The following is a 19601-nucleotide window of genomic DNA, read 5'->3' as shown; positions in this document are numbered from 1 at the left end:
AGAAACCGTAAGGCGATCATGAGGCTCCGTGAGGCTGAATGAGCCCAGGTGAGGCGTGGTGAACTCCTCGATGGAGTCCGAGAGTGAGCCTCCGTGAGGGGCGATCGGTTTCCGTGAGGGGGTCTTGTGGCATCAAAGTGGCATCGTGTGGCATCCGCACCTCAGGACACCGACCGCAGGTGCCGCCCGCTGACCAGCGCGGAACGAACCTCTTCGACCACCTCGGCGCCAGCGTGCTGGTACAGCCACGTGACTCGACCGCCCCGCTCGTGGCCCATGATGACCTGGACGTCCTTCTCCGGGACGCCGGCGTCCTTCAGCCGGGTGGCGAAGGTGTGCCGCAGGTCGTGCACCCGGGGCCAGACCTCCTTGCGCCGGGTCTCCGGGTTGAACACCTCTCTGGCCAGGCCGGCCGCCTGAATCGCAGGGATCCAGTGCCGTCGGAAGTTCGGGCGGGTCAGCGCTCCGCCGCGCGGGCCGCGGAAGACCAGCTCCTCTTCGTGGAGGTCTTCGCCGTCCTCGATGGGCGACTCAGTAAGGGCCGGATCCCACGTCTCCATCATCAGCTCGACGGCTTCGACGGCCTTCGGAGTGAGCGGGACGGTACGGAATCCGGCGCGGCTCTTCGGGGCCGGCTTCCTCCGGATCTTGCCACGGTCGTCGATGAGAACTTCCTTCACCTTCACCGTGGCGCTGCCGAGGTCGACGTTGCAGGCCCTCAGGCCCGTGTACTCGCCCCAGCGCATGCCGGTCTCCTCGGCGAACACTACCAACGGCTGGTAGTACTCGGTGAGGTGCTGCCGGATCAGTTCGCACTGCGCAGCGGTGGGCGGGATCATGTCGTCGGGGTGCTTGGCCGGGGCCGCGCCCACCTCGATGTCGAGGGTGGGGTTGACCGTGATGCGTCGGTCGCGGAGTGCGGCCACCATCATGTGGCGCAGCAGCTCCAACACCTTCTTCTGGGTGGCGTGGCCCTTGACCTCGTTCGTGATCCAGTCCTGCACCTGGATCCACGTGATGGTGTTCAGCTTCCGCTTGCCCCACTTCGGCTGAACGTGGACTGTCCAGGCCGACAGCTTCCGGTTCCTCGTCGTCACCGACTTGACCTTGACCGTCGGCCACCAGACGTCCCACCACTCGTCGATGGTGATGGCCCCACGCTTCGGGTCCTGGTATGTGCCTTCGCGGACCTGCGTGCGCACCTTGTCGAGGTGCGCCACGGCTTCCTTCTGTGTGGGGAACACCGGCCCGCACTGCTTCCCGTCCGGGTCCCGGTACCGGGCCTGCCACGACCCGATGCAGTCCCGCCGGCTCTTCCGGGCCCCATGCTTCTCCTCGGGGTACTTCTCCTTGCACAACGGGCAGCCGCAGCCCTTCTCTCGCAGCTGCCGGGGGTTGTTCAACGCTCTACGCGCCATGGCGGATCACCTGGCCACTCCTCCGCTGGGTAGGTACGCGGGGAAGCAGGTAGATCGCCTCCCCACACCAGCAGATTGCACCGGATTCCGGCTGCTCGATGGCGAGTTCTTCGAGGACTGCCCGAAGGGCGAACAGAGTGACCGGGTGGGGAAGGGCGTCGGGAAGGGTGACCACGTTGCCGGCCGCGTCGTATGGCCGGAGTCCGGCTACCGGGTCGAAGTGCTCGTAGCGGACGCGAATGCACATGGGTCCCCCCAAGAGGCAGGCGACGATTGGACGTCGGCCTCGGGGGAGGGCGCGGCCGAGCTTCGACCGTACTCCCTCTTAGGTGAATATGCGACCACTCTACGTGCCGTAAGTCACCCAACTCTCACTGGGAGTGTTGGAGTCCATTTGGGTTAGACCCGTGAAGGCGACAGACGGTTGTACGGGGCTCGAGACTTCCCGGCTACTGCTTGTTGGCCTCGTTGAGGGCGCTCATCTCGATGAGCTTGGCGCGCTGCTGCTCCTCGGTGAGGCCGCGAAAGAGGCTGACGAGACGCTTCTCAGCCTCGTCGTCGAGCGGGCCCGGGGCCTCGCGGCGCGCGGCCGCGAAAATCTCGGCTTCGGTGAACTTGGGGAACTCGCGCGCCAGGCCCCGGAGCTTGTCAGGGTTGGGGCCGCGCTTGCCGCCGCGCTTGCCGAGGGTCCAGCTGTTGACGGTGGCGGGGGCAACGCCGATACGGCGCGCGATCTCCGATTCCGAGACGTTGTAGGTGTCTCGGATTCGCTTGATCAGCTGCGCCAGGTTCTCGTCGCGCTCCGCAGGGGTTTCCACAGAGGTAACCATGCCCGTGGATCTTCTACTTTTGCAAGTAAAAGTAGAAGCATGGCGGATTCGCACAGCAGCGCGTGACCTCCCCGTCGCGCGCCGTTGCGCATGTCATATGCCGACACATTAGAACAGTCATTCGATCTGCGCCACCGCGCCACGAAACTCACTGACACTCACGCCAACACGCTTGACCTCACTGACACTGACACAGTAGAAATGTGTCAACGGCAGCGGGAAACCCGCAGCCGGCCCACCGACCAGCGCGAGGCGTACATGACCCACCTGCTCCGCAAAGACCACGGCAGGCCAATCCGCAGAGCAATGGAGCTCCGCGGACTGACCGGGGAGAAGCTCGCGAAGGCCACGAAGAAGGCCGACGCGACGGGGCGAGGGATCAGCTTGGCGACGGTCTCGAAGATCACCGGACGCGGCGAGACGGCGGCCGAACACTGCCGACTCCGCACCGCGTGGCTCATTGCCACCGTGGTGCGCGAACCGCTCCAGGACCTCTTCGACATGCCCTCAGTTTCAACTGACACAGTGGAAAGGTCTAGCCCCCATGGCGACTCAGACCCTCGCTGAGCGCACGGAGATCCTCCGTCCCGCCGGTATCAGCCCCCTCCTCACCACGGCACAGCTCATGGCCCTCTACGGGGTCAGCAACTGGACCGTCAACGAGTGGGTGAAGAACGGCTGCCCGCTGGAGCCCACCGCGTTCCGCGGCCGGCGCTTCGACCGGGACCGGGTCCGCGCCTGGATGGCCGAGCAGGACACCGCGCTCGCCGCCTCTGCCTGACCCAAGAAGAACGGGGCCGCCCGGACCGGGCCTGGTCCGTACGCGACCCCTCCGGAATCCCTCAACACCCCAAGGAATCGAGGAACCCGTGAGCATCACCCTACCTACCAACTTCCCTACCGGAGACCGGCGCACGGTCGCCGTGGTCTTCGCCACGGCCCGGCCGACGACCGTCCCCACGGTTCTCCTCGGCGCGGCGCGGATCCTTCAGGCGAACGGCCTGTGGCAGGGCGACTACGTCCCGGACAGCTGCGACCGCGAGATGTGCGTGCCGCACTTCCTGCGCCCGATGAGCATCGTGGCGGCGATCCGCTGCTCGGCGACGGGTGACCCGCATGCGTCGTCGCAGCTGGCGGACATGGCGGTCGGCTTCGTGGCCTTGTCGCTGGACGGCGGCCCGTACTACGGCGACGTGTTCTCGCTGGAGTCGCACGTCGACGCGTGGGGTGATGAGCCCGGCCGGTCGGCGGATGCGGCGGTCGCGCTGCTGGAGATGCTGGCGACGGCTCCGGAGTGTGCGGCATGACGCATTCGCCTACGCCGACGGAGCTGTTGGCGCTGAAGACCGCGAATGCGGCGCTGTTGGAGAGCAACGACTCGTTCTGCGACATGGTCGCGACGGTGGTGTTCGCGCTGGGTTCGGCGCAGCTGCTCCAGTCCCCGGAGACCGCCGCCGAGCTGGCCGCGCTGCGGGCCCGGGTGGCCGAGCTGGAGGCGGAGCGCCACACCACGAACGAGGCGCTGTCCGACGCGGCCGAGGCGCTGCGGGCGAGCCGTGACTCACTGTTCGAGCTGCCGCTGTTCCTCGCCGAGTTCGACAGCGTCGAGCCGGAGCTGCACCTCACCCCCGACGCTGCCCGCGCGGTGTGCGACGACATCGCCAAGGCCGTTGCCGACGGCCAGTCGTGGGACTGGTTGCGGAACGAGGACGGCGTGTGGGTGCAGTTCTGGACGCACGAGGACGATGACCGGCCGACGGGCTTCACCGGCGGTCAGGTGACCGAGCTCCGCGTACAGCGGCCCAGTCCCACGCGCGGCGAACTCGCCAAGCAGCGGCACCTCGTGGACCCGCTCGACCACGTCCTCGAAGCCCTCGCCCCCCGCACCACCGCCACCATCGAGACCGCCGGGAGCACCCTGTGAGCAACGAGAACGAGTCGACCAACCCCCCGCTCTCCTTCCGCTCCCGCGCCGACTGGCTCTCCGGGTTTCTCCGCGCCGACCGGATCCGCCTCGACACCCTCGTGCAGCTCGTTGCCGGATGGGGCGACGACGACACCCGCGACGCAGTGATCGCCGCGCTCGACGAGCTGGCCCACGTGGTGCAGTCCCCGCGGTCCGAGGGCGTCCTCGACGCGGCCGCCGAGGCCGTCGAGGACGTGGCCCGCATGGACTACGCGCAGGTCCCGATCGACAAGAACGCCGCGCTGCGCCTGTCGGCCGAGCTGGCGACGGTGACCGAGCACCTGACCCGGTTCGGGCCCGCCCGCAAGGCCACGGTCCCGACGCAGCAGGACCGGAGGGCGTCGTGACTCCCGAGCAGGAGAGCCGCCGCGAGTGGCTCCTGGCCCAGATCCGCAAGACCAGCGGCTCGTGGACGACGCTCCGCGCCGAGTCGACGCTGCGCCGCTCGCCGTGGCCGACGTCCGGCCGGAACACCGCGCGGAAGGACCTGCGGGCGCTGGCCGCCCGGGGCGAGCTGACCGTGTGGAACGACGCCACGACCGGCCGCCGCACCTACACGTCCAACACCGCCATGAGGAGGGCCGCATGACAACGACCGCGCAGGCTGGGGCCGCTCAGGCCCCGGCCGCCGGCCGCCGGGTCACCCCCACCGGCCGCCTCATCCTCTCCGCCGACGCCGACCGAGCCGACTGGCTCACCGCCCGCCGCTCCGGCATCGGCTCCAGCGACGTCCCCGCGATCCTCGGCCTCATCAATGAGAACCCCCCGCTGAAGGTCTACTTCGACAAGCTCGGCCACGACGTCGACGACGCCGGCGAGGCCGCCTACTGGGGCAACGTCAACGAGGAGCCCGTCGCACGCCGCTGGGCCATGCAGAACCGCAGCGTCATCCGCCGCGTCGGTCTCGTCTCCCACGTCAACCACCCGCACTGGATGACAACCCTCGACCGTCGAGTCACCGAGTGCCCGCTCTCCGCCGACGAGCAGGCGCCCTGCGCCCTGGAGGTCAAAACCCGCTCGGCGTTCAAGTCGACGCAGTGGCACGCCGGAGCCCCGGACGACGTCCTGGCGCAAATGCTGTGGCAGATCGCCGTCAACGGCTACGAGCACATGCATTACGCCGTCCTGATCGGCGGCAACGAGTACCACCAGGGCACCATCCGGCGGGACGCCTACACCGACGTGATGGCCGACATCACCACGGCCATGGACCGCTTCTGGGCCGAACACGTCAAGGCGCAGGTTCCTCCGCCGCCCGTCGGCGACGGCGAGGCTCTCACCCGGCTGTTCCGGCGTCTGCACCCCACCCGCACCGGAACCGTCGACATCGACCGCCAAGCCGACGCCCTCGACGCGCTCCTCGACTACGGCCAGCACCAGCGCACCGAGTCTGCCGCGCGCAAGGCCAAGGCCGCCGCCAAGGCCCGCATGATCGCCGCCCTCGACAGCGCCCAGGCCGCACTCATCGGCGGCGAGCGCGCCTACTCCCTGGAGCCGTCGAACGCTGCACCGCGCGTCGACCTCGAACTCCTTGCCGAACGGTGGCCCGACGCCTACGCGGCGTGCGTGACCCCTAACCCGACCGAACGCATCGACATCGCACCGAAGTACAAGGGGGGCATCTGATGGGCCTGCGCGAGAACGCGGCCGCGGCCGCCGGCCGGACCCTGGCCGCTGACGAGCAGCACGAGTACGAGCAGGACCCGGAGCAGGAGACGTACGTCGACCTGATGGCCGGGTACGAGCCGGGCGACGGCGACCCGGAGATGGTGCCGGTCCACCTGGCGTGGCTGCGTGTCCGCAAGGAGATCCGCGCCATCGCCAAGGGCGAGCAGTACAACGCTGCGGGCACCCGCTACAACTTCCGCGGCGTCGACACGGTCGTCAACACCTTCGGGCCCGTAACGCTGAAGCACGGCATCAACGTCTTCCCCGTCGAGGTGGACGCGACGTACCGCGACACCACGACGTCCAAGGGCAACAAGATGCGTGAGTGCACCGTCACGGTGTCGTGGATGGTGCTGGGCCCGAAGGGCGATGCCCTGCCCATGCTGTTGAAGTCGCAGGGCGAAGCGCTCGACTCGGCCGATAAGGGAACCGCGAAGGCGCAGTCCGTGGCGCTGCGGGTGTTGCTTCTGTCGGCCGGCCTGACGCCGACGCACGACAAGGACCCGGACGCCTCGCACGTGGAGCGCGGCAACGAGGCCCCGGCCCGGTCGGCGGAGTCGTACCGCGACGAGATCCTCGACAAGAAGACCTCACAGGGCCGTCTTCAGCAGATCGGCTACGAGCTGAGCAACCTCCAGATGATGAACCGGCAGGTGCAGAACGAGACCGGTGAGATGGAGACGCTCGGCAGCCTCGGCCGCCGGATTCACGCCGAGCGCTCGGGCGGTGGCCAGTGAGCTGGCACCTGGGCCGCATGTGCGGCTTCGACCTGGAGACCACCGGCGTCGACGCAGAGAACGACCGCATCGTCACCGCCTGCGTCGTCCAGTGCGGCGGCGGACAGCCCACCGTCTCCGCGAACTGGCTCGCCGACCCCGGGATCGAGATCCCCGACGAGGCCGCCAAGGTCCACGGCATCACCACCGACGTCGCCCGCGCGAAGGGCCGCCCGGCTTCCGAGGTCGTCGCCGAACTCCTCGCCGCACTCGGCCAGGTCGTCGCGAGCGGTGTTCCGGTCGTCGCGATGAACGCCCGCTTCGACTTCACCATGCTCGACCGCGAGGCCGCCCGCTACGGCCTCGCCCCGCTGCCCGCCGGACCGGTGGTCGATCCGTTCGTCATCGACAAGGCCATCGACAGGTGCCGCAAGGGCAAGCGGCGCCTGACCGACCTGTGCGCGCACTACGAGGTACCGATCGGCGAGGCCCACACCGCCGACGCCGACGCGATCGCCGCGTGCCGCGTCGCCTGGCGGCAGGGCGCCCGTACCCCGCGCCTGGCCGCCATGTCCCTCACCGAGCTTCACACCGCGCAGGTCGGATGGGCGGCCGAGCAGGCCGCCAGCCTCCAGAAATACCTGCGCAAGAGCGACCCGGCCGCCTACTGCCCGCCCGAGTGGCCCCTCATCCCGCACCACCAGAACGGAGCCGTCCTGTGACGCTCATCGAGACCCCTGCGGCCGAGCTGACCACCCGCTCGGCCGCGGGTATCCACCGGCCCCTTGTCATTGGCCTCGACCTGTCCCTCACCTCCACCGGCATTGCCGGGGTCGACTGGGCCGAAGGACTCCGCAGCCGCCAGAACGGGCACGTGCGTCTGTCGTGGCTGCGGATGGAGATCCTCGACCGCGTCAGGAACGCGGACCTGGTCGTGGTCGAGGGGCCGGCCTACGGGCGCGGCGCCCAGGCCGGACACCACGAGCTCGCGGGGCTGTGGTGGCTCGTGACCCACGATCTGTGGCGCCGCGAACTGCCGTACGCCGTCTGCCCGCCGCAGCAGCGCGCGATCTACGCCACCGGCCGCGGCAACGCGGGCAAGGGCGAGGTCCGCGACGGGGTCCGCCGGCACTTCGGTGTCGAGTGCGACGGGGTGTCCCGGTACGACAAGGCCGACGCCGTGTCGATGGCCGCGCTCGGCGCGCACTGGCTCGGCTACCCAGTCACCGAGCTGCCGCCGACCCACACGCGCGCCCTTGAGGGCGTCCAGTGGCCCGAGCAGATTCCGGCGGTGGCCCGATGAAGATCCGCCAGGACGTCGCCGACATGCTCCGCGCCGGTCACTCCGACCGCGCCATTGCCCGGCAGCTGAACACCGATGCCAAGCGCGTGTCCGCCGCCCGCGCATCACTCGGCCTGCCCACGGTCCGGCCCGGCAAGAACGCCTCCGCGTCACTGGAGGAAGCCTTCCGCTCGCACTCCATCGAGCTCAGCAACGGCCACGTGAAGTGGACTGGGCACATCACGGCAGGACGCGGCACCTTCCGCTGGAACGGCCGCCACTGGACCGCACGCAGAGCCGCGTTCGAGATCCAGCACGGCCGGCCCCCCGAGGGCAACACGGTCATGGTGTGTGACCTGCCGGGGTGTGTCGCGCCCGCCCATGTCCGCGAGATCGGTGGAGCCGCGCAGGTCAAGGACCCGAACCGGCCGACCACGCCCGCCACGGACGAGGACATCGCCCGCATGCTCCTCAACGGCTGCTCTCAGAGCAAGGTCATGCGTGCCCTCCCTGTCAGTGGCAGGCGGGTCCGCGTGATCCGGGAAGGGCTCGGCCTCGAGCGGCACAAGCCGGGCCAGCCGGCCGAACCGCTCGAGGAGACGTTCAAGTGGCGCGCCACGCCCACGGCAGACGGGCATCTGGTGTGGCCCACCGCCGACCTTCACATCAGGACCGTCGACGGCGCATCCATCAGCGCCGCACGGTATGCCTTCCGCCAGAAGTACGGGCGCGCCCCGGTCGGCAAGGTTCTGCCCGGCTGCGGCACGACGCGGTGCGTCCACCCCGACCACGTCGAGGACCGGCCGATGCGCGAGGCCCTCGCCACCCAGCTCGCTTCGATCTTCGGGGGTGTGCGATGAGCGAGACCCGAGGGACCAGCCTGCCCTTCATCCCCAACTGGCGTTCGTTCGCCGTCTGCCGGGACATCGACCCCGACTTGATGTTCCCCGCAACCGGTGACATCAGCGGCATCGAGGCAGCCAAGCGGATCTGTCACCAGTGCCCGGTCGTCACCAGCTGCCTCAACGCAACCCTGGCCGCCGAGCACGGGCTCGGCAAGGACAGCCGACACGGCGTCGCCGGCGGCCTGTCCTCGTCGCAGCGGTACGCCCTGTACTCCCGGCGCCGCAAGGCCGCCGCGTGAGCACCCAGCCCGGCCCGCCGCTCCTGGACTGGCGGGACTCCTCCCACTGGCACCACACACCGAAGCCGTGCCGCTACTGCGGCAAGCCCGCCTACACCCGCGACTCGAAGCGCAGCCCCGCGCACAAGACGTGCGCCGAGGAAGCACTCGCCCAGCAGGCCGCAGACGCGGCCGACGCCTACCGGAAGGACACCCTGTAATGCCGAAGCTCAGCCCCCACCAGGCCCCCGAGGTCAAGCTCGACAGCGCCGCCGCGTCCGTCGAGGCCAGCCTCACCACCGAGCAGCGCCGCGGCCTGTTCGAGAAGCCCGGGACCACCGTCGTCGCGATCGTGGAGCTGACGTCCAAGTCGTACACCGGCCACGCCGACGGCGAGGAGAAGGAGCCCCAGGTCAAGGTCCGCGTCACCGGCTGCGAGGTCGCCCGGTCCGACGGCGAGGCCGCCACGCTCCTGGAGGCCAAGCGCGCGATGTGGAGGGCCCGCCGCATGGACGGAACCCTCGACGAGGTCGGGCCAGGACCGCGTGACCCCGAGCAGGTCATCGGCGACGCGTTCGCCGAGTACCCCTCCGAGGAGGAGTACCGGGCGCACGAGCGGGCCCGCGAGCAGCGGCGCCGCGACGAATACGTCCGCTGACGCAGCCCACCCCGCAACCAGTACGGGGCGGGCCGACTCCCCCGCCCCGTACACCGCACCACGACCACGGAGAGCCCCAGTTGAGCACTGACGAGCAGGCCGCCCGCGCCAGCGGCAGCGTGCCTAACGCCTACGGCAACGCCCTGGCGTGGCGCTGGTCCCGTGAGATGCCCACGGCCCTTCGCCGCGGCTTCCTCACCCTGCTCTACGCCCTCCGTGCCATGGCCAACGCCAGCGGCGAGATCCGGTTCCCCGACGGTCCGATCCGTATCCAGGACATCGCGAAAGCCGCAGGCGCCAGCGAGAAGGACGCCCGCCGCTACCTCAACGCCGCAATCGCCGCCGGGGTGGTCTTCGTGAAGGGCGAGCAGCGCCGAGGAAAGCCCACTCTGTACGTCCTCATGAACGACCCGTCGCCCGACTGGGGAGCCGCCGAGTCGTCGCTCAAGAGCAGCCGCCGGCCTGCCGGCAAGACCCCGGCCCCGTGGCAGGAGCCTGCCGAAAGTTCGGGTCCCCGCGACCCGAACCAGTTCGGGGGACCGCGACCCGAACTTGAGGGCTCGGAGCCGGGAGAAGTTCGGGTCCCCGCGACCCGTATGGGTTCGGGCCCCCGCGACCCGATTGGTTCGGGTCCCCGCGACCCGAACAACCCAGGTAGTACCCAAGAGTCTTCCCATGACGGGGCTGGGGTGGTCTTCAAACCTCAGGTAGTTGGCGCGTCCGGAACCCAACAGATCGACGGCGACCAAGAACAAGACCACGACCACACCCCGCCACTCGGCTTCCTCCGCTGCACGCGCTGCCACGAGCGCCTCGTCCCCGACCCCCGTCGTCCCGGACGCACCACCCACACCCACTGCACCGCGAGGACCGCCTCATGACCTCCCTGGAGCTCCTCTCCCCCGCTGCCCCGTACCTCGCCAACTGGCAGGAACGAGCAGCGTGCGCCGGCGCGGACACGAACCTGTGGTTCGGCCAGCCCCACCAGATCCGCTCCGCCATCGCCGCCTGCTCCAGGTGCCCCGTCCGCGCCGAATGCCTCCACGACGCCCTCGCCTACGAGACCCCTGGCGCAGCCCGCTACGGCATCCGCGGCGGCCTCAACGGCAACGAGCGCAACCAGCTCCCGGACCTCCCCAGCTCCGCAACCGAAGCCGTCGCTGCCCTCCGCGAACTCCTCAACGAAAGGACCCCCGAACCCATGACCACCACACCCGCCCTGCACCCGGCACCCACCGCCGCCGACGCTCCGGTCAAGGCCGGCGCCGACGTCCGCCTGCGGGCCGTCCCCGCAGACACCACGCCACTGCCCGTCGGCAAGCTCCTCACGTGGGGCGACCAGCACACCGACCCCGCAGTCCAAGACCAGGCCGCCCGCGCCCGCGCCGCTCTCTCAGGCCTCCGCAAGCGCCACGCCGCCGACCAGGAACTCACCGCGCTCACCACCGAGCGCGAGCAGCTCGAGCAGCGCCTCGCCGAACTCGCCGCCCGGGAATCCGAACTGGCGCCGTCGAAGGCGAAGAGGAAGCGCACCGCGTACGTCCGCAACTACGACACCCGCACCGTCCGCGCCTGGGCCGACGCCAACGGCATCGAGTGCGCCCGCATCGGCCAGATCCCCAAGCGCGTGCTGGAGGCCTGGCGAGCCGCCAACCCCGCGTCGTGATGGACGCCCGCTGATCCGGTTCCACCACCACACACACAGGAGACCCACCGCCATGACCTTCACCCTTGGCCAGCGAGTCCGCACCACCGTCAACGCCCCCGCCGGATGGGAAGGCGCGTTCTCAGCCCCCGTCGGCACCCTCGGCACGATCGAGAGCGGCCCGGACCAGTTCGGCTCCTACGGCGTGCTCCTCGACGGGGACCCGGCGCAGATGCCCGCGGCCTACCACGCCAACGAGCTGACCGCCTCGTAGCCGTCTGCCGGCCCGCCCCACCCGAACCCGAAGGAGCACCACATGGCCCACCTCTGGGAGATCGACCACCCGTACTACTGCCAGGAAGGCAACTACTTCAGGAACGGGCAGCACACCCTGTTCGCCTCCTGGGCCGAGTTCACCGAGACCCTCTTCCACACCGGCGACCGCGACCAGAACCTCCTCATCCGCTGGGACTGGAAGTCCTACCGCCGCGAGCCGGACCCGTTGCTCCGCGACGACATCGCCGAGGACGAGCTGCTGCTGTTCTTCGTGCTCCAGCGCAAGGCCTGGCTCTGCTCCGTCGGCATCCGCGTCCGGGACGAGGACGAGCCAGCCGTCCGCGAGTTCCTGGCTGAGTGCGCGGTGTCGATGCGTGACACCTGGGAGCCGTTCCTTGACGCGCTCCAGCCGACCCCCTGAGCACGCGACCGCCCGCCCCGAGGCAAGCGGGGCGGGCGTCACCCCCGACCCTACCGACAGGAGCAGCACCATGACCTTCGAGTACCGCGACCACGACGGCGACTTCGTCGAGGTCTCCGTCCCCGTCGACCTCCCGTTCATCGCAATCCGCACCGGAGACAGGGGCTGCTACATCGACCCCGACCGTGTCGAGGAGGTGGTCGCCGGGATCAGGGACGCCGCCCGCCAGGCCGCCAGACAGAAGCTCCCGACGATGGCCTACGGCGACGGCAAGGGCCGCGTCTACTGCCAGAGCTGCGCCCCCACGGTCGGCGCGGACGTACCCCTCACCGTCGACCAGGTGGACCACTGGGAGCTGTGCCCGTCCTGCGGGCGGCCCGTCGTCGACGTGGCCCGCCAGGCCGCCGGACAACCCGCCGCCGCTGTGCCCACCCTCGCCACGCCGTGCGACAACTGCGACCACGCGCTGAACTGGCACGGGAACTCCGCCGCGTGCATCTTCGCCTTCTGCGGCTGCGGCCGGTTCCGAGCGCCGGAGGACCCCGCCGTCGGGGGGCAGGACGCCACACCGCCGGCCGAGTCCCGCGTCACCGTGTACGGGATCGACATCAACGAATGGGACCGCATCCACGAGCAGCTGCGCCGCATCGAGGACGCCGTGACACCGCTCACCGCCGCCGAGCGCCAGTTCCTCACCTTCGCCCTGGAGCTCGCCTCCGACCAGATGGCCAACCGCGGCGACGAGTTCGAGGACGAGGACCACGCCGCGCTCGCCCGCCTCCGCCGCATGGCCGACGAGGCCACCCCGTGAGCGCCCACACCCGCGTCGAGCCCAGCCTCACCCCGCTGCGGGCCATCCTCGCCAGCAAGCGCCATCAGCGCACCGCACGCAAGTGGCCATGGGCGTGGTGGTGCTGCACCTGCGACGACGCATATGGGGCGGGCCGTACCGAGCAGGCGGCCCGTCAGCAGGCCGAGGCACACGAGCAGGCCGCCCACGGCGAGGCCACCCCGTGAGCGGCTGGGCATGGGCCGCCCTCCAAGGCCTCGGCTGGTGGTGCGCCGCCAGCTTCACCCTGTGCGCTCTCCTCGCCGTCATCGGCTGGACCCGCAACACCCTCCGCGAGCGCGCCCGATGATCGCCGTCCTCGCGTTCGTCGCCCTCACCGTCATCACCGCCGGCCTCCCCTGCGGCCACTGGTCCCACCACCCCAGGAGCACCCGATGAGCGAACCCCGCCTGTTCCACCTTCAGCGCCACACCGACGTGTCCGGCGTCTCCGGCACCGGCCGCGTAGCCGACGGCGTCATCTGGCCCGACGGAGCCACCACCGTCCGCTGGCGCGGCGAACGCCCCTCCACCGTCCACTGGGACCACATCGGCCATGCCAAGGCCGTACACGGCCACGGAGGCGCCACCGAGATCGTCCTCGACGACAGCCCCCGCGACCGACTCGCCCGCATCGCCGAGGCGCACCGCAAGGGCGTCGACTCCAACGGGGGCTCGTGGGGCGGCTGCACCGAGTGCGGCCACAACTGGCCCTGCCCCACCTACACCTGGGCCACCACGGACCGCGACCCGCTTGCCACCTGGGACCCGGCCGACGACGAGGACGGAGACGCCCGATGACCGACCCCACACCTGCCGAGCCCGCCCGGCGGCACACCGTCGACACCCTGACCGACCCGGAACTGACCCGGCTGTACAGCGAGCTGGAGGCCGCCAAGTACGACGCCGAGATGCGGCAGCACCGCGAAGTGCGCCACCGCGCCCGCGCCGAGCGGGCCGAGGCCGCCCTCGAACGCGTCCGCAAGGCACTCCACGCCATCAGCATCGACATCGGCCGCCACCGAGGCACCAGCGACCCCGAGATGCTCGCCTACCGCCTCGGGCTCATCGACGCCGACCGGCAACTCCGCGCCGCCCTCGACGAGCAGCAGGAGCAGCAGACGTGAACGCACGCATCACCGTCATGGAGTGCAGCAACGACAGTCGCCTCGACCTGCTCATGTTCGGGCGCTGGTACTGGCAGGCCAGCGTCCCAGGCCGGGGCTCAGCGCGGGGCAACGCCCGCACCGAGGAACGCGCCCGCACAAAGGCCGAGGCCGCCGCCCGGAAGCTATCCGCCAAGCCCACCACCAAGTTCGAGCAGTACAACCTCCCGCTCGACACCTGACCCAGAACGACGGAGGGGCGTGCCACAGACCTCCCCAGGCCAGCACGCCCCACACGGTGCGATCACCGTACCGCCCGCACGCACACCACGGAGCGCACCATGACCGCCACCACCCTCCGCACCATCGCCCAACTCTGGCCCGCACTCAACGACGCCCTCGCCGCACCCACCCAGCACTCCTGGCCCCCCGTCGAACTCCGCGGCTACCTCGACGCCCTGGAGCAGTACGACATCGCCGAGGCCGCCGCCCTCCGCGCCCTGGAGCGCTCCCCTGATCAGCTCGGCACCCGGCCCGTACCGATCAACCTGCGCGTGCACGACACCATGCGCGCCGTCGAAGCCGCGCTCCTCGACACCGCCGACCGCATCGCCTGGTCCGTCCAGCGCACCCCCATGCAGCCCCCGCCGCCGGCCCGCGCCGCGTACGCCCGCTCCCGAGCCGACCGGGTGTACTGGGAGGACCGCGCACGCCGCGCCGAGGCTGCCCGGAAGGACGCGGCCGACGGGCGCCGCTGGCGTCACAACACCGGCCGCACAGCCATCCGGGCCGCTGTGTGGCTGGCCGGACGTGTAGAGGGCGCCAGGGGCCCGTTCAGGCCGCTCTCCGAGCCCGAGCAGCACCACGTCGCCCGCGTCGCCGAGGGGGCACTCGCGCGCATCGAGGCCACGCTCGACCTCGCCGACGGCTGCCGCGAGCTCACGAGCAGCCACCCCTGCCCGTGCGGCGGGACGATCGAGGTGTACGGCGGAGCCGGCGCGCAGCCGGTAGCGCGGTGCAAGAGCTGCGGGGCGATCTGGTCGGAGGCCGGGGTGGTCGCGGCCTGACCCGGACAGCACGAAGGCCCCCGCCGGATACACCCGGACGGGGGCCTCACGCGTGCACGGCTACGGGCGCCACGCCTCGTCATAGTCGGGATGGTCGGCGTACGGCAGCGCAAGGAAGTCCAGCGCTGCGCCGAGGGCGACATGGACGCCGGCGAAATAGTTGGCCGGCTCCTCGTTGTAGTCGCGTTTGCGAGCCTCGGCGAAGGCCGTGACGATCTGCCGCTTGGCGTCGACCTCGGCGAGGACACGAGCCGGATCATGGCGGGCGATGTGCTCGGCAACGCCCGCCCAGTTCGCGGAGGCGCACTCCTCCGCGCGGTCGCCCTCGGTGGCCACGATGACGCCGGTTTCGCCGATCTGGCGGAAACTATCGCCTGCTCTGCGGGCGGTCTGCTCGTCCTCGTCGAGGCGGGCCGTCAGGAACTCCACCAGATCCACGCTCACTCCTCGCTCTTCCTCGGCCGGTGCGTCCCCGACCCGCTATAGCCCCTGAGGATGTCCTGCACCGTGCTCGGCGACGTCCCCACCCGCGCCGCGATTTGCCGCACCGACACCTCAGCCTCTCGTAGCTCCAGCACCAGAGCCCGGCGCTCCTTTACCCACTCCCGGTTCCGCTTCACCTGCGCGGCCATGGTCAGGCTCATCGCCCGGACGCGCTCCTCCCGGTCTGCGATGCGCTCCACGGCGTCCAGGGCATCCGCCACCTGCCGCACCTCCTCCTCGCTCACAGCCGCACCTCTCCACTCGGGCGGGCTACTTGCCAAGAGTGTATGGGTCCCATACGCTCCATGGAAGTAGCCCAGCTACAACGCAAGTTGGCCCCGGCCGGAGTCGCCACTCCATATGGCCGGGGCCTGCCCACCCTGATCACGACAGGAGCAGGCACATGGAGCGTACCCACGCCACACAGCAGGACGAAGCCCTCCGACGCGTCCGGAACGACTGCCCGATCCGCGACGCCCTCCGCACCATGGCCCACGGCCTCAAGAACGAACGCCCCGTCGCCGAGTTCACCCCGGCCGACCGCCTCACCCTCGCCCGCGAGCACGCCGACGGCGACCACGACCGCGAGCACGCCCTGCTCATGCGGATGCCCCACATCACCTGGGGCGCCACCCGCGGCGAGTACGGCCTCATCCTCGACCGCGCCTCCTGGGGTGCCTGATGGACGAGACCACCACCAGCGAGCAGACCCGCGTCACCGAGCTGCACAAGCAGGCCGACGAGGACTACGCCCGCGCGCAGGACGCCCGCGCCTGGCAGACCCACCGCGACGACGCGAACGTCCGCGACGACCTCAGGAGCGCCGCCTGATGCGCATCCCCATCCCCACGCCGCTCCTTGTGCCCGCGGTTGCCCTCTCCGGCGCGAGCCTGGCGTGGACCACCTGGAGCCTCGTCGACCTCCTCGGCGCCGGCCACATCGGCGTTACCGTCGCCGCCGGCGCGGACATCATCTGGGCGTCAGTGATCCTTGCCGAAGCCCGCGGCCTCACCATCCGCGTGAAGAAGGTCAACATCGTTCCGGCGATCGGCTGGGCCGCCCTGATCCTCGTGGGCGCGCTCCTCGCCTGGCACGGCATCGAGCGCAACTCCCGCGCTATGGCCGTCGCCGGCCCGTTCCTGCCTCTCGGCGCGAAGGTCGTATGGCTGCTCGCCATTGCGGACATGCGCGACCCCGCCGCACTCAGGGACGTCGATCGGGCGCAGCTGGCCGACGAGGAGCGCGCCATGCGGGTCGATGAGGCCCGGCACCGGCACGAGCTGCGGCGCCGCGAGATGGCCGCCGAACGCCTCCTCGCCGACGTGTCCGTGGACTTCGAGATCGAGCTTGCCCGACAGGAGAAGGGCCGCGAGCTCGCCCGGCGAGCACCGATCGCGATCGCCCCGATCACGCCCGAGCAGCCCCCGATCACGCTCCCGAGCACCACCGAGCAGCCCACCGCTTCGGGGCGCCCCGAACAGCCCCCGACCAGCCCGATCACGGATCGCGAGCAGCCGAGCATCGCCGACCTCGCCCGCGAACACGTCGCGATCCACCCGACCAACCCCGCAGCCACGAACGCGATCTGCGCGCTCCGCCCCGACGCCGACAGGCCGTCCGTTGGCGCCGCTGTTCGCCGTGCTCGCCGCGAACTCGACGGAGGAACCTACCGATGACCCCCACTCTCGGAGCCGTCCTCATCGGCTTCGCGTTCCTCGTGTGGGAACTGAGCGTCTGGTTCCCCGGCATCAAGGCCCTCCAAGGCAACGCCGTCGCCCAGCTCGGCACCCTGCTCCCCTTCCTCCTCTGCTGGTGCATCGGCGCCCTCACCGTCATGGTCGTCGGCGGCGTCGTCGGATGGGTCGGAGACACCGCCCTCTGGGGCCTCAACACCTTCGGCGACGGCCTCCTCGTCTACGGCGTCGGCGCCACCACCGGCACCGCCCCCGGATCCGCCGCAGCACCCCTCACCCAAGGCGGCCTGTTCATCACCGCTCTCGTCATCGCCGGGTTCCTCGCCCGCCGCAAGCGCGGCGCCACCGGTTCCAAGTGGCGCGGCTGGGGCGCCGGAATCGGCCTCGGCCTGTCCGCCGGCATCGCCCGGTACGCCGCCGTCCCCCTCGCCTCCGGCGTGAACCTGGCCGGCGCATGGCTCACCGGGATCATCACGTGACCGCCGTCGACGCCGCGCCCGAGGCGGAGGAGCAGCCGAGCAAGCTCGCTGGCGGCTGCGTCCTCGCCGTGGGGGTCGCCCTGGCCGCAGGAGCCGTCTACGCGGTGCCCGAGCTCGGCTACACCGTGGCGGGGCTCGGCGCAGCAGCTGGCTGCCGGCGCGCCCGTACGTGGCTCCGCGGGCGTCGGAAGGACACCGCCGACGAGGTGGACGAGGAGCAGCCGGTCGACATCGTGGCCGTGCTCCAGGAGCTCGGCGAGGACGGCGATCACGTGCTCCTGACCCGCCTCCGCGAGGCGGCCGGTGTGGCCGACACGAAGGCGGTCCGCGCGCTCCTCGACGACGCTGACGTCCCCGTCCGCGCAGGCGTGCGCACCCCGGGTGGGAACGGGCCAGGCGTCCACCAGGACGACATCCCCCGCGAGAGCCCGACCCCTTCCGGCGGTTGTTTGTGCAGGTCAGACGCCAACGCCAACGCCAACAACGCGCCCGAGCAGGACCCCGAGAAGGGGTTCCGTGTAGAGGCCATCGGCCAGGGCGGGGCTCTCGTCCACGACCCCGCCGACGCCCACCGACACCACGCCATCGCCAAGAGCTGAGGAGCACCCCATGGACTACTGCCCCAAGTGTGGATGGTGGACCAAGCCCCACTGTGGACACCCCTGAGAGAGGATGACCCTATGGACGACCTGATCGCGTTTCTCCGCGCCCGCCTCGGCAAAGACGAGCAGACCGCACGCGCGCACCGGCAGGCATCGGCCCACTGGTACTACGACCACATGGCTCACGAGGTCCGCGACGAGGACAACGCTGGCACCGTGGCATTCACTCAGGACCGAGACGGCCAGCACATCGCCCGTCACGATCCCGCGCGGGTGCTGGCCGAGGTCGACGCCAAGCGGCGGATCCTGGAGCGGCATGCGCAGTGCGGCTCCGGAATCGGGCGCTGCGACGACGGCGGGCACGTGTCCGAGGGAGAAGCCTGCGCCGAGCAGATCGACCTCGCCGCCCCCTACGCCGACCACCCCGACTACAAGGACAAGTGGCGGCCCTGACTGCCACACTGGAGCCTCACGCCGGGTAGCGCCCGGCCCGCCGGGTAGGCCCGGCACCGGCCCCGCCACGCTCCCCCGTTGTGGCGGGGCTCTTTCGTGTCCCGATCCGGCAGATCCCCCTCCATATCCCCCGCACGCACGGTACGTTCACGCCACCTCCACACCAGGACCACCAGCGAGGGGACCGCCGTGAACAACCAGCCGCCGCCCGGCCAGCAGCCCTACCCGCCCCAACACCCCGGCCAGACCCCCGCCTGGGGACATCCGCAGCAGCCCGGACAGCCCTACGGCCCCTACGGACCCCCGCCCCCGAAGAAGGGCATGAACCCGTGGGCCATCGTCGGCATCACTGTTGGCGGCCTGTTCGCGTTCCTGATCATCGTCGGTCTCCTCGTCGGCGACCCTGAGACCTCCAGCGACGACAAGGCTGGCGGCAAGACCACGCCCACCGCTGAGGCGCCCGCTGCGCAGCCGAGCAAGGCCGCCCCGGCAAGGAAGACTCAGGCCCCTGCCGAAGAGCCGGCGGATGAGGCGCCAGTGACGGTGTCCGCGAAGAAGGCCAAGTTCACGCCGAGCGTTCTGCACGACGGCGGGGACTACACGAGCGTCTCCGTGACGCTCACCAACAACAGCGACAAGCAGATCAGCACCAACCCGCTGTACTTCACGATTACCGACACCGAGGGCGTGAAGCATCACGCCGAGCTCGCGGCCGACGACAATCAGATGGACCTGATGAAGCTCGCGAAGGGCGAGAAGGCCACCGGCATCATCACGGGGAAGGGAAAGTTCACCCCGGCCTACGTGACGTACTCCGAGGGCCTGTTCGGCGAAGGCGTGCGTGGCGACGTGTCCTGACCGGTTCTGCACCTAGTTGCAAAACCAA

35 protein-coding genes are annotated in these 19601 nt (G+C 70.5%); 31 read left to right on the top strand and 4 right to left on the bottom strand.

Annotation, left to right across the window (positions count from 1 at the left end; genetic code table 11):
* Positions 1 to 161 precede the first annotated feature (161 nt).
* Both ACF1G2_RS08800 and ACF1G2_RS08795 read right to left on the bottom strand, forming a co-directional pair.
* Complete coding sequence (locus ACF1G2_RS08800; RefSeq protein ID WP_391797561.1) at positions 162 to 1418, bottom strand: tyrosine-type recombinase/integrase; 1257 nt, start codon at positions 1416 to 1418, stop codon at positions 162 to 164.
* Between the two features lie 449 nt (positions 1419 to 1867).
* Positions 1868 to 2236, bottom strand: coding sequence for a helix-turn-helix domain-containing protein (locus ACF1G2_RS08795; protein WP_391797560.1), 369 nt, complete (start codon positions 2234 to 2236; stop codon positions 1868 to 1870).
* Positions 2237 to 2792: 556 nt separating this feature from the next.
* Between ACF1G2_RS08795 and ACF1G2_RS08790 the strand changes: the two genes are divergently transcribed.
* The 24 genes from ACF1G2_RS08790 to ACF1G2_RS08675 all read left to right on the top strand — a co-directional run bounded on the left by ACF1G2_RS08790 (position 2793) and on the right by ACF1G2_RS08675 (position 15004).
* Positions 2793 to 3029, top strand: coding sequence for a helix-turn-helix domain-containing protein (locus ACF1G2_RS08790; protein WP_391797559.1), 237 nt, complete (start codon positions 2793 to 2795; stop codon positions 3027 to 3029).
* A gap of 88 nt (positions 3030 to 3117) precedes the next feature.
* Entirely contained in the window at positions 3118 to 3555 is a 438-nt protein-coding gene (locus ACF1G2_RS08785; protein WP_391797558.1) for a hypothetical protein, read from the top strand.
* Positions 3552 to 4172, top strand: a complete 621-nt coding sequence (locus ACF1G2_RS08780) for a hypothetical protein (protein ID WP_391797557.1) — start codon at positions 3552 to 3554, stop codon at positions 4170 to 4172. Before ACF1G2_RS08785 ends, ACF1G2_RS08780 begins: the two co-directional genes overlap by 4 nt.
* Positions 4169 to 4561, top strand: a complete 393-nt coding sequence (locus ACF1G2_RS08775; RefSeq protein ID WP_391797556.1) for a hypothetical protein — start codon at positions 4169 to 4171, stop codon at positions 4559 to 4561. The genes ACF1G2_RS08780 and ACF1G2_RS08775 overlap by 4 nt, the downstream gene beginning before the upstream one ends.
* On the top strand, positions 4558 to 4803 hold the full coding sequence (locus ACF1G2_RS08770; protein ID WP_391797555.1) for a hypothetical protein: 246 nt from the start codon (positions 4558 to 4560) through the stop codon (positions 4801 to 4803). The genes ACF1G2_RS08775 and ACF1G2_RS08770 overlap by 4 nt, the downstream gene beginning before the upstream one ends.
* Positions 4800 to 5840 carry a YqaJ viral recombinase family protein gene (locus tag ACF1G2_RS08765; RefSeq protein WP_391797554.1) on the top strand — a complete coding sequence of 347 codons (1041 nt, stop codon included), beginning with the start codon at positions 4800 to 4802 and terminating at the stop codon, positions 5838 to 5840. The genes ACF1G2_RS08770 and ACF1G2_RS08765 overlap by 4 nt, the downstream gene beginning before the upstream one ends.
* Entirely contained in the window at positions 5840 to 6619 is a 780-nt protein-coding gene (locus ACF1G2_RS08760) for an ERF family protein (RefSeq protein WP_391797553.1), read from the top strand. Before ACF1G2_RS08765 ends, ACF1G2_RS08760 begins: the two co-directional genes overlap by 1 nt.
* On the top strand, positions 6616 to 7320 hold the full coding sequence (locus ACF1G2_RS08755; RefSeq protein WP_391797552.1) for a 3'-5' exonuclease: 705 nt from the start codon (positions 6616 to 6618) through the stop codon (positions 7318 to 7320). Before ACF1G2_RS08760 ends, ACF1G2_RS08755 begins: the two co-directional genes overlap by 4 nt.
* Positions 7317 to 7901, top strand: coding sequence for a hypothetical protein (locus ACF1G2_RS08750; protein WP_391797551.1), 585 nt, complete (start codon positions 7317 to 7319; stop codon positions 7899 to 7901). Before ACF1G2_RS08755 ends, ACF1G2_RS08750 begins: the two co-directional genes overlap by 4 nt.
* Positions 7898 to 8740, top strand: a complete 843-nt coding sequence (locus ACF1G2_RS08745; RefSeq protein ID WP_391797550.1) for a hypothetical protein — start codon at positions 7898 to 7900, stop codon at positions 8738 to 8740. Before ACF1G2_RS08750 ends, ACF1G2_RS08745 begins: the two co-directional genes overlap by 4 nt.
* Positions 8737 to 9024, top strand: a complete 288-nt coding sequence (locus tag ACF1G2_RS08740) for a WhiB family transcriptional regulator (RefSeq protein ID WP_391797549.1) — start codon at positions 8737 to 8739, stop codon at positions 9022 to 9024. Before ACF1G2_RS08745 ends, ACF1G2_RS08740 begins: the two co-directional genes overlap by 4 nt.
* Complete coding sequence (locus ACF1G2_RS08735) at positions 9021 to 9224, top strand: hypothetical protein (RefSeq protein WP_391797548.1); 204 nt, start codon at positions 9021 to 9023, stop codon at positions 9222 to 9224. Before ACF1G2_RS08740 ends, ACF1G2_RS08735 begins: the two co-directional genes overlap by 4 nt.
* Positions 9224 to 9661: a hypothetical protein gene (locus ACF1G2_RS08730; protein WP_391797547.1), complete on the top strand. Its 438-nt coding sequence runs from the start codon at positions 9224 to 9226 to the stop codon at positions 9659 to 9661. Before ACF1G2_RS08735 ends, ACF1G2_RS08730 begins: the two co-directional genes overlap by 1 nt.
* 80 nt (positions 9662 to 9741) lie before the next feature.
* Complete coding sequence (locus tag ACF1G2_RS08725; protein WP_391797546.1) at positions 9742 to 10542, top strand: hypothetical protein; 801 nt, start codon at positions 9742 to 9744, stop codon at positions 10540 to 10542.
* Positions 10539 to 11327, top strand: a complete 789-nt coding sequence (locus ACF1G2_RS08720) for a histone-like nucleoid-structuring protein Lsr2 (RefSeq protein WP_391797545.1) — start codon at positions 10539 to 10541, stop codon at positions 11325 to 11327. The genes ACF1G2_RS08725 and ACF1G2_RS08720 overlap by 4 nt, the downstream gene beginning before the upstream one ends.
* Before the next feature lie 52 nt (positions 11328 to 11379).
* Entirely contained in the window at positions 11380 to 11580 is a 201-nt protein-coding gene (locus ACF1G2_RS08715) for a hypothetical protein (protein WP_391797544.1), read from the top strand.
* A 42-nt stretch (positions 11581 to 11622) separates the two neighbouring features.
* A complete protein-coding gene (locus tag ACF1G2_RS08710) occupies positions 11623 to 12003 on the top strand; it encodes a hypothetical protein (RefSeq protein ID WP_391797543.1) in 381 nt (126 codons plus the stop codon).
* Between the two features lie 70 nt (positions 12004 to 12073).
* Positions 12074 to 12814, top strand: coding sequence for a hypothetical protein (locus tag ACF1G2_RS08705; protein WP_391797542.1), 741 nt, complete (start codon positions 12074 to 12076; stop codon positions 12812 to 12814).
* The gene (locus tag ACF1G2_RS08700; protein WP_391797541.1) at positions 12811 to 13020 is read left to right on the top strand and encodes a hypothetical protein; all 210 of its coding nucleotides are present in this window, start codon (positions 12811 to 12813) and stop codon (positions 13018 to 13020) included. Before ACF1G2_RS08705 ends, ACF1G2_RS08700 begins: the two co-directional genes overlap by 4 nt.
* On the top strand, positions 13017 to 13142 hold the full coding sequence (locus ACF1G2_RS08695; protein ID WP_391797540.1) for a hypothetical protein: 126 nt from the start codon (positions 13017 to 13019) through the stop codon (positions 13140 to 13142). Before ACF1G2_RS08700 ends, ACF1G2_RS08695 begins: the two co-directional genes overlap by 4 nt.
* An 85-nt stretch (positions 13143 to 13227) precedes the next feature.
* On the top strand, positions 13228 to 13632 hold the full coding sequence (locus ACF1G2_RS08690) for a hypothetical protein (protein ID WP_391797539.1): 405 nt from the start codon (positions 13228 to 13230) through the stop codon (positions 13630 to 13632).
* Positions 13629 to 13958, top strand: a complete 330-nt coding sequence (locus tag ACF1G2_RS08685) for a hypothetical protein (protein WP_391797538.1) — start codon at positions 13629 to 13631, stop codon at positions 13956 to 13958. The genes ACF1G2_RS08690 and ACF1G2_RS08685 overlap by 4 nt, the downstream gene beginning before the upstream one ends.
* Positions 13955 to 14179, top strand: a complete 225-nt coding sequence (locus tag ACF1G2_RS08680; RefSeq protein ID WP_391797537.1) for a hypothetical protein — start codon at positions 13955 to 13957, stop codon at positions 14177 to 14179. The genes ACF1G2_RS08685 and ACF1G2_RS08680 overlap by 4 nt, the downstream gene beginning before the upstream one ends.
* 99 nt (positions 14180 to 14278) lie before the next feature.
* Complete coding sequence (locus ACF1G2_RS08675) at positions 14279 to 15004, top strand: hypothetical protein (protein ID WP_391797536.1); 726 nt, start codon at positions 14279 to 14281, stop codon at positions 15002 to 15004.
* A 60-nt stretch (positions 15005 to 15064) separates the two neighbouring features.
* On the opposite strand, the gene ACF1G2_RS08670 is transcribed toward ACF1G2_RS08675, so the two are convergent.
* Both ACF1G2_RS08670 and ACF1G2_RS08665 read right to left on the bottom strand, forming a co-directional pair.
* Positions 15065 to 15448, bottom strand: a complete 384-nt coding sequence (locus tag ACF1G2_RS08670) for a DUF6221 family protein (RefSeq protein ID WP_391797535.1) — start codon at positions 15446 to 15448, stop codon at positions 15065 to 15067.
* Positions 15445 to 15732 carry a helix-turn-helix domain-containing protein gene (locus tag ACF1G2_RS08665; RefSeq protein ID WP_391797534.1) on the bottom strand — a complete coding sequence of 96 codons (288 nt, stop codon included), beginning with the start codon at positions 15730 to 15732 and terminating at the stop codon, positions 15445 to 15447. The genes ACF1G2_RS08670 and ACF1G2_RS08665 overlap by 4 nt, the downstream gene beginning before the upstream one ends.
* A 158-nt stretch (positions 15733 to 15890) precedes the next feature.
* Between ACF1G2_RS08665 and ACF1G2_RS08660 the strand changes: the two genes are divergently transcribed.
* The 7 genes from ACF1G2_RS08660 (at position 15891) to ACF1G2_RS08630 (ending at position 19573) form a co-directional block, all read left to right on the top strand.
* Positions 15891 to 16169 (top strand): hypothetical protein, encoded by a 279-nt coding sequence (locus ACF1G2_RS08660; RefSeq protein ID WP_391797533.1) that lies wholly within the window; start codon positions 15891 to 15893, stop codon positions 16167 to 16169.
* Entirely contained in the window at positions 16169 to 16318 is a 150-nt protein-coding gene (locus tag ACF1G2_RS08655; RefSeq protein WP_391797532.1) for a hypothetical protein, read from the top strand. Before ACF1G2_RS08660 ends, ACF1G2_RS08655 begins: the two co-directional genes overlap by 1 nt.
* Entirely contained in the window at positions 16318 to 17163 is an 846-nt protein-coding gene (locus tag ACF1G2_RS08650) for a hypothetical protein (RefSeq protein ID WP_391797531.1), read from the top strand. The genes ACF1G2_RS08655 and ACF1G2_RS08650 overlap by 1 nt, the downstream gene beginning before the upstream one ends.
* Complete coding sequence (locus ACF1G2_RS08645; RefSeq protein WP_391797530.1) at positions 17160 to 17660, top strand: hypothetical protein; 501 nt, start codon at positions 17160 to 17162, stop codon at positions 17658 to 17660. The genes ACF1G2_RS08650 and ACF1G2_RS08645 overlap by 4 nt, the downstream gene beginning before the upstream one ends.
* Positions 17657 to 18259 (top strand): hypothetical protein, encoded by a 603-nt coding sequence (locus tag ACF1G2_RS08640; protein WP_391797529.1) that lies wholly within the window; start codon positions 17657 to 17659, stop codon positions 18257 to 18259. The genes ACF1G2_RS08645 and ACF1G2_RS08640 overlap by 4 nt, the downstream gene beginning before the upstream one ends.
* 81 nt (positions 18260 to 18340) lie before the next feature.
* Positions 18341 to 18715 carry a DUF6221 family protein gene (locus ACF1G2_RS08635; protein ID WP_391797528.1) on the top strand — a complete coding sequence of 125 codons (375 nt, stop codon included), beginning with the start codon at positions 18341 to 18343 and terminating at the stop codon, positions 18713 to 18715.
* 189 nt (positions 18716 to 18904) lie between these two features.
* Positions 18905 to 19573, top strand: a complete 669-nt coding sequence (locus tag ACF1G2_RS08630; RefSeq protein WP_391797527.1) for a DUF4352 domain-containing protein — start codon at positions 18905 to 18907, stop codon at positions 19571 to 19573.
* Positions 19574 to 19601 lie beyond the last annotated feature (28 nt).

The sequence above is a fragment of the Streptomyces sp. NPDC013457 genome (assembly GCF_043089925.1).
Lineage (GTDB): Bacteria > Actinomycetota > Actinomycetes > Streptomycetales > Streptomycetaceae > Streptomyces.
This window is presented reverse-complemented; position numbering and strand designations above follow the sequence as displayed.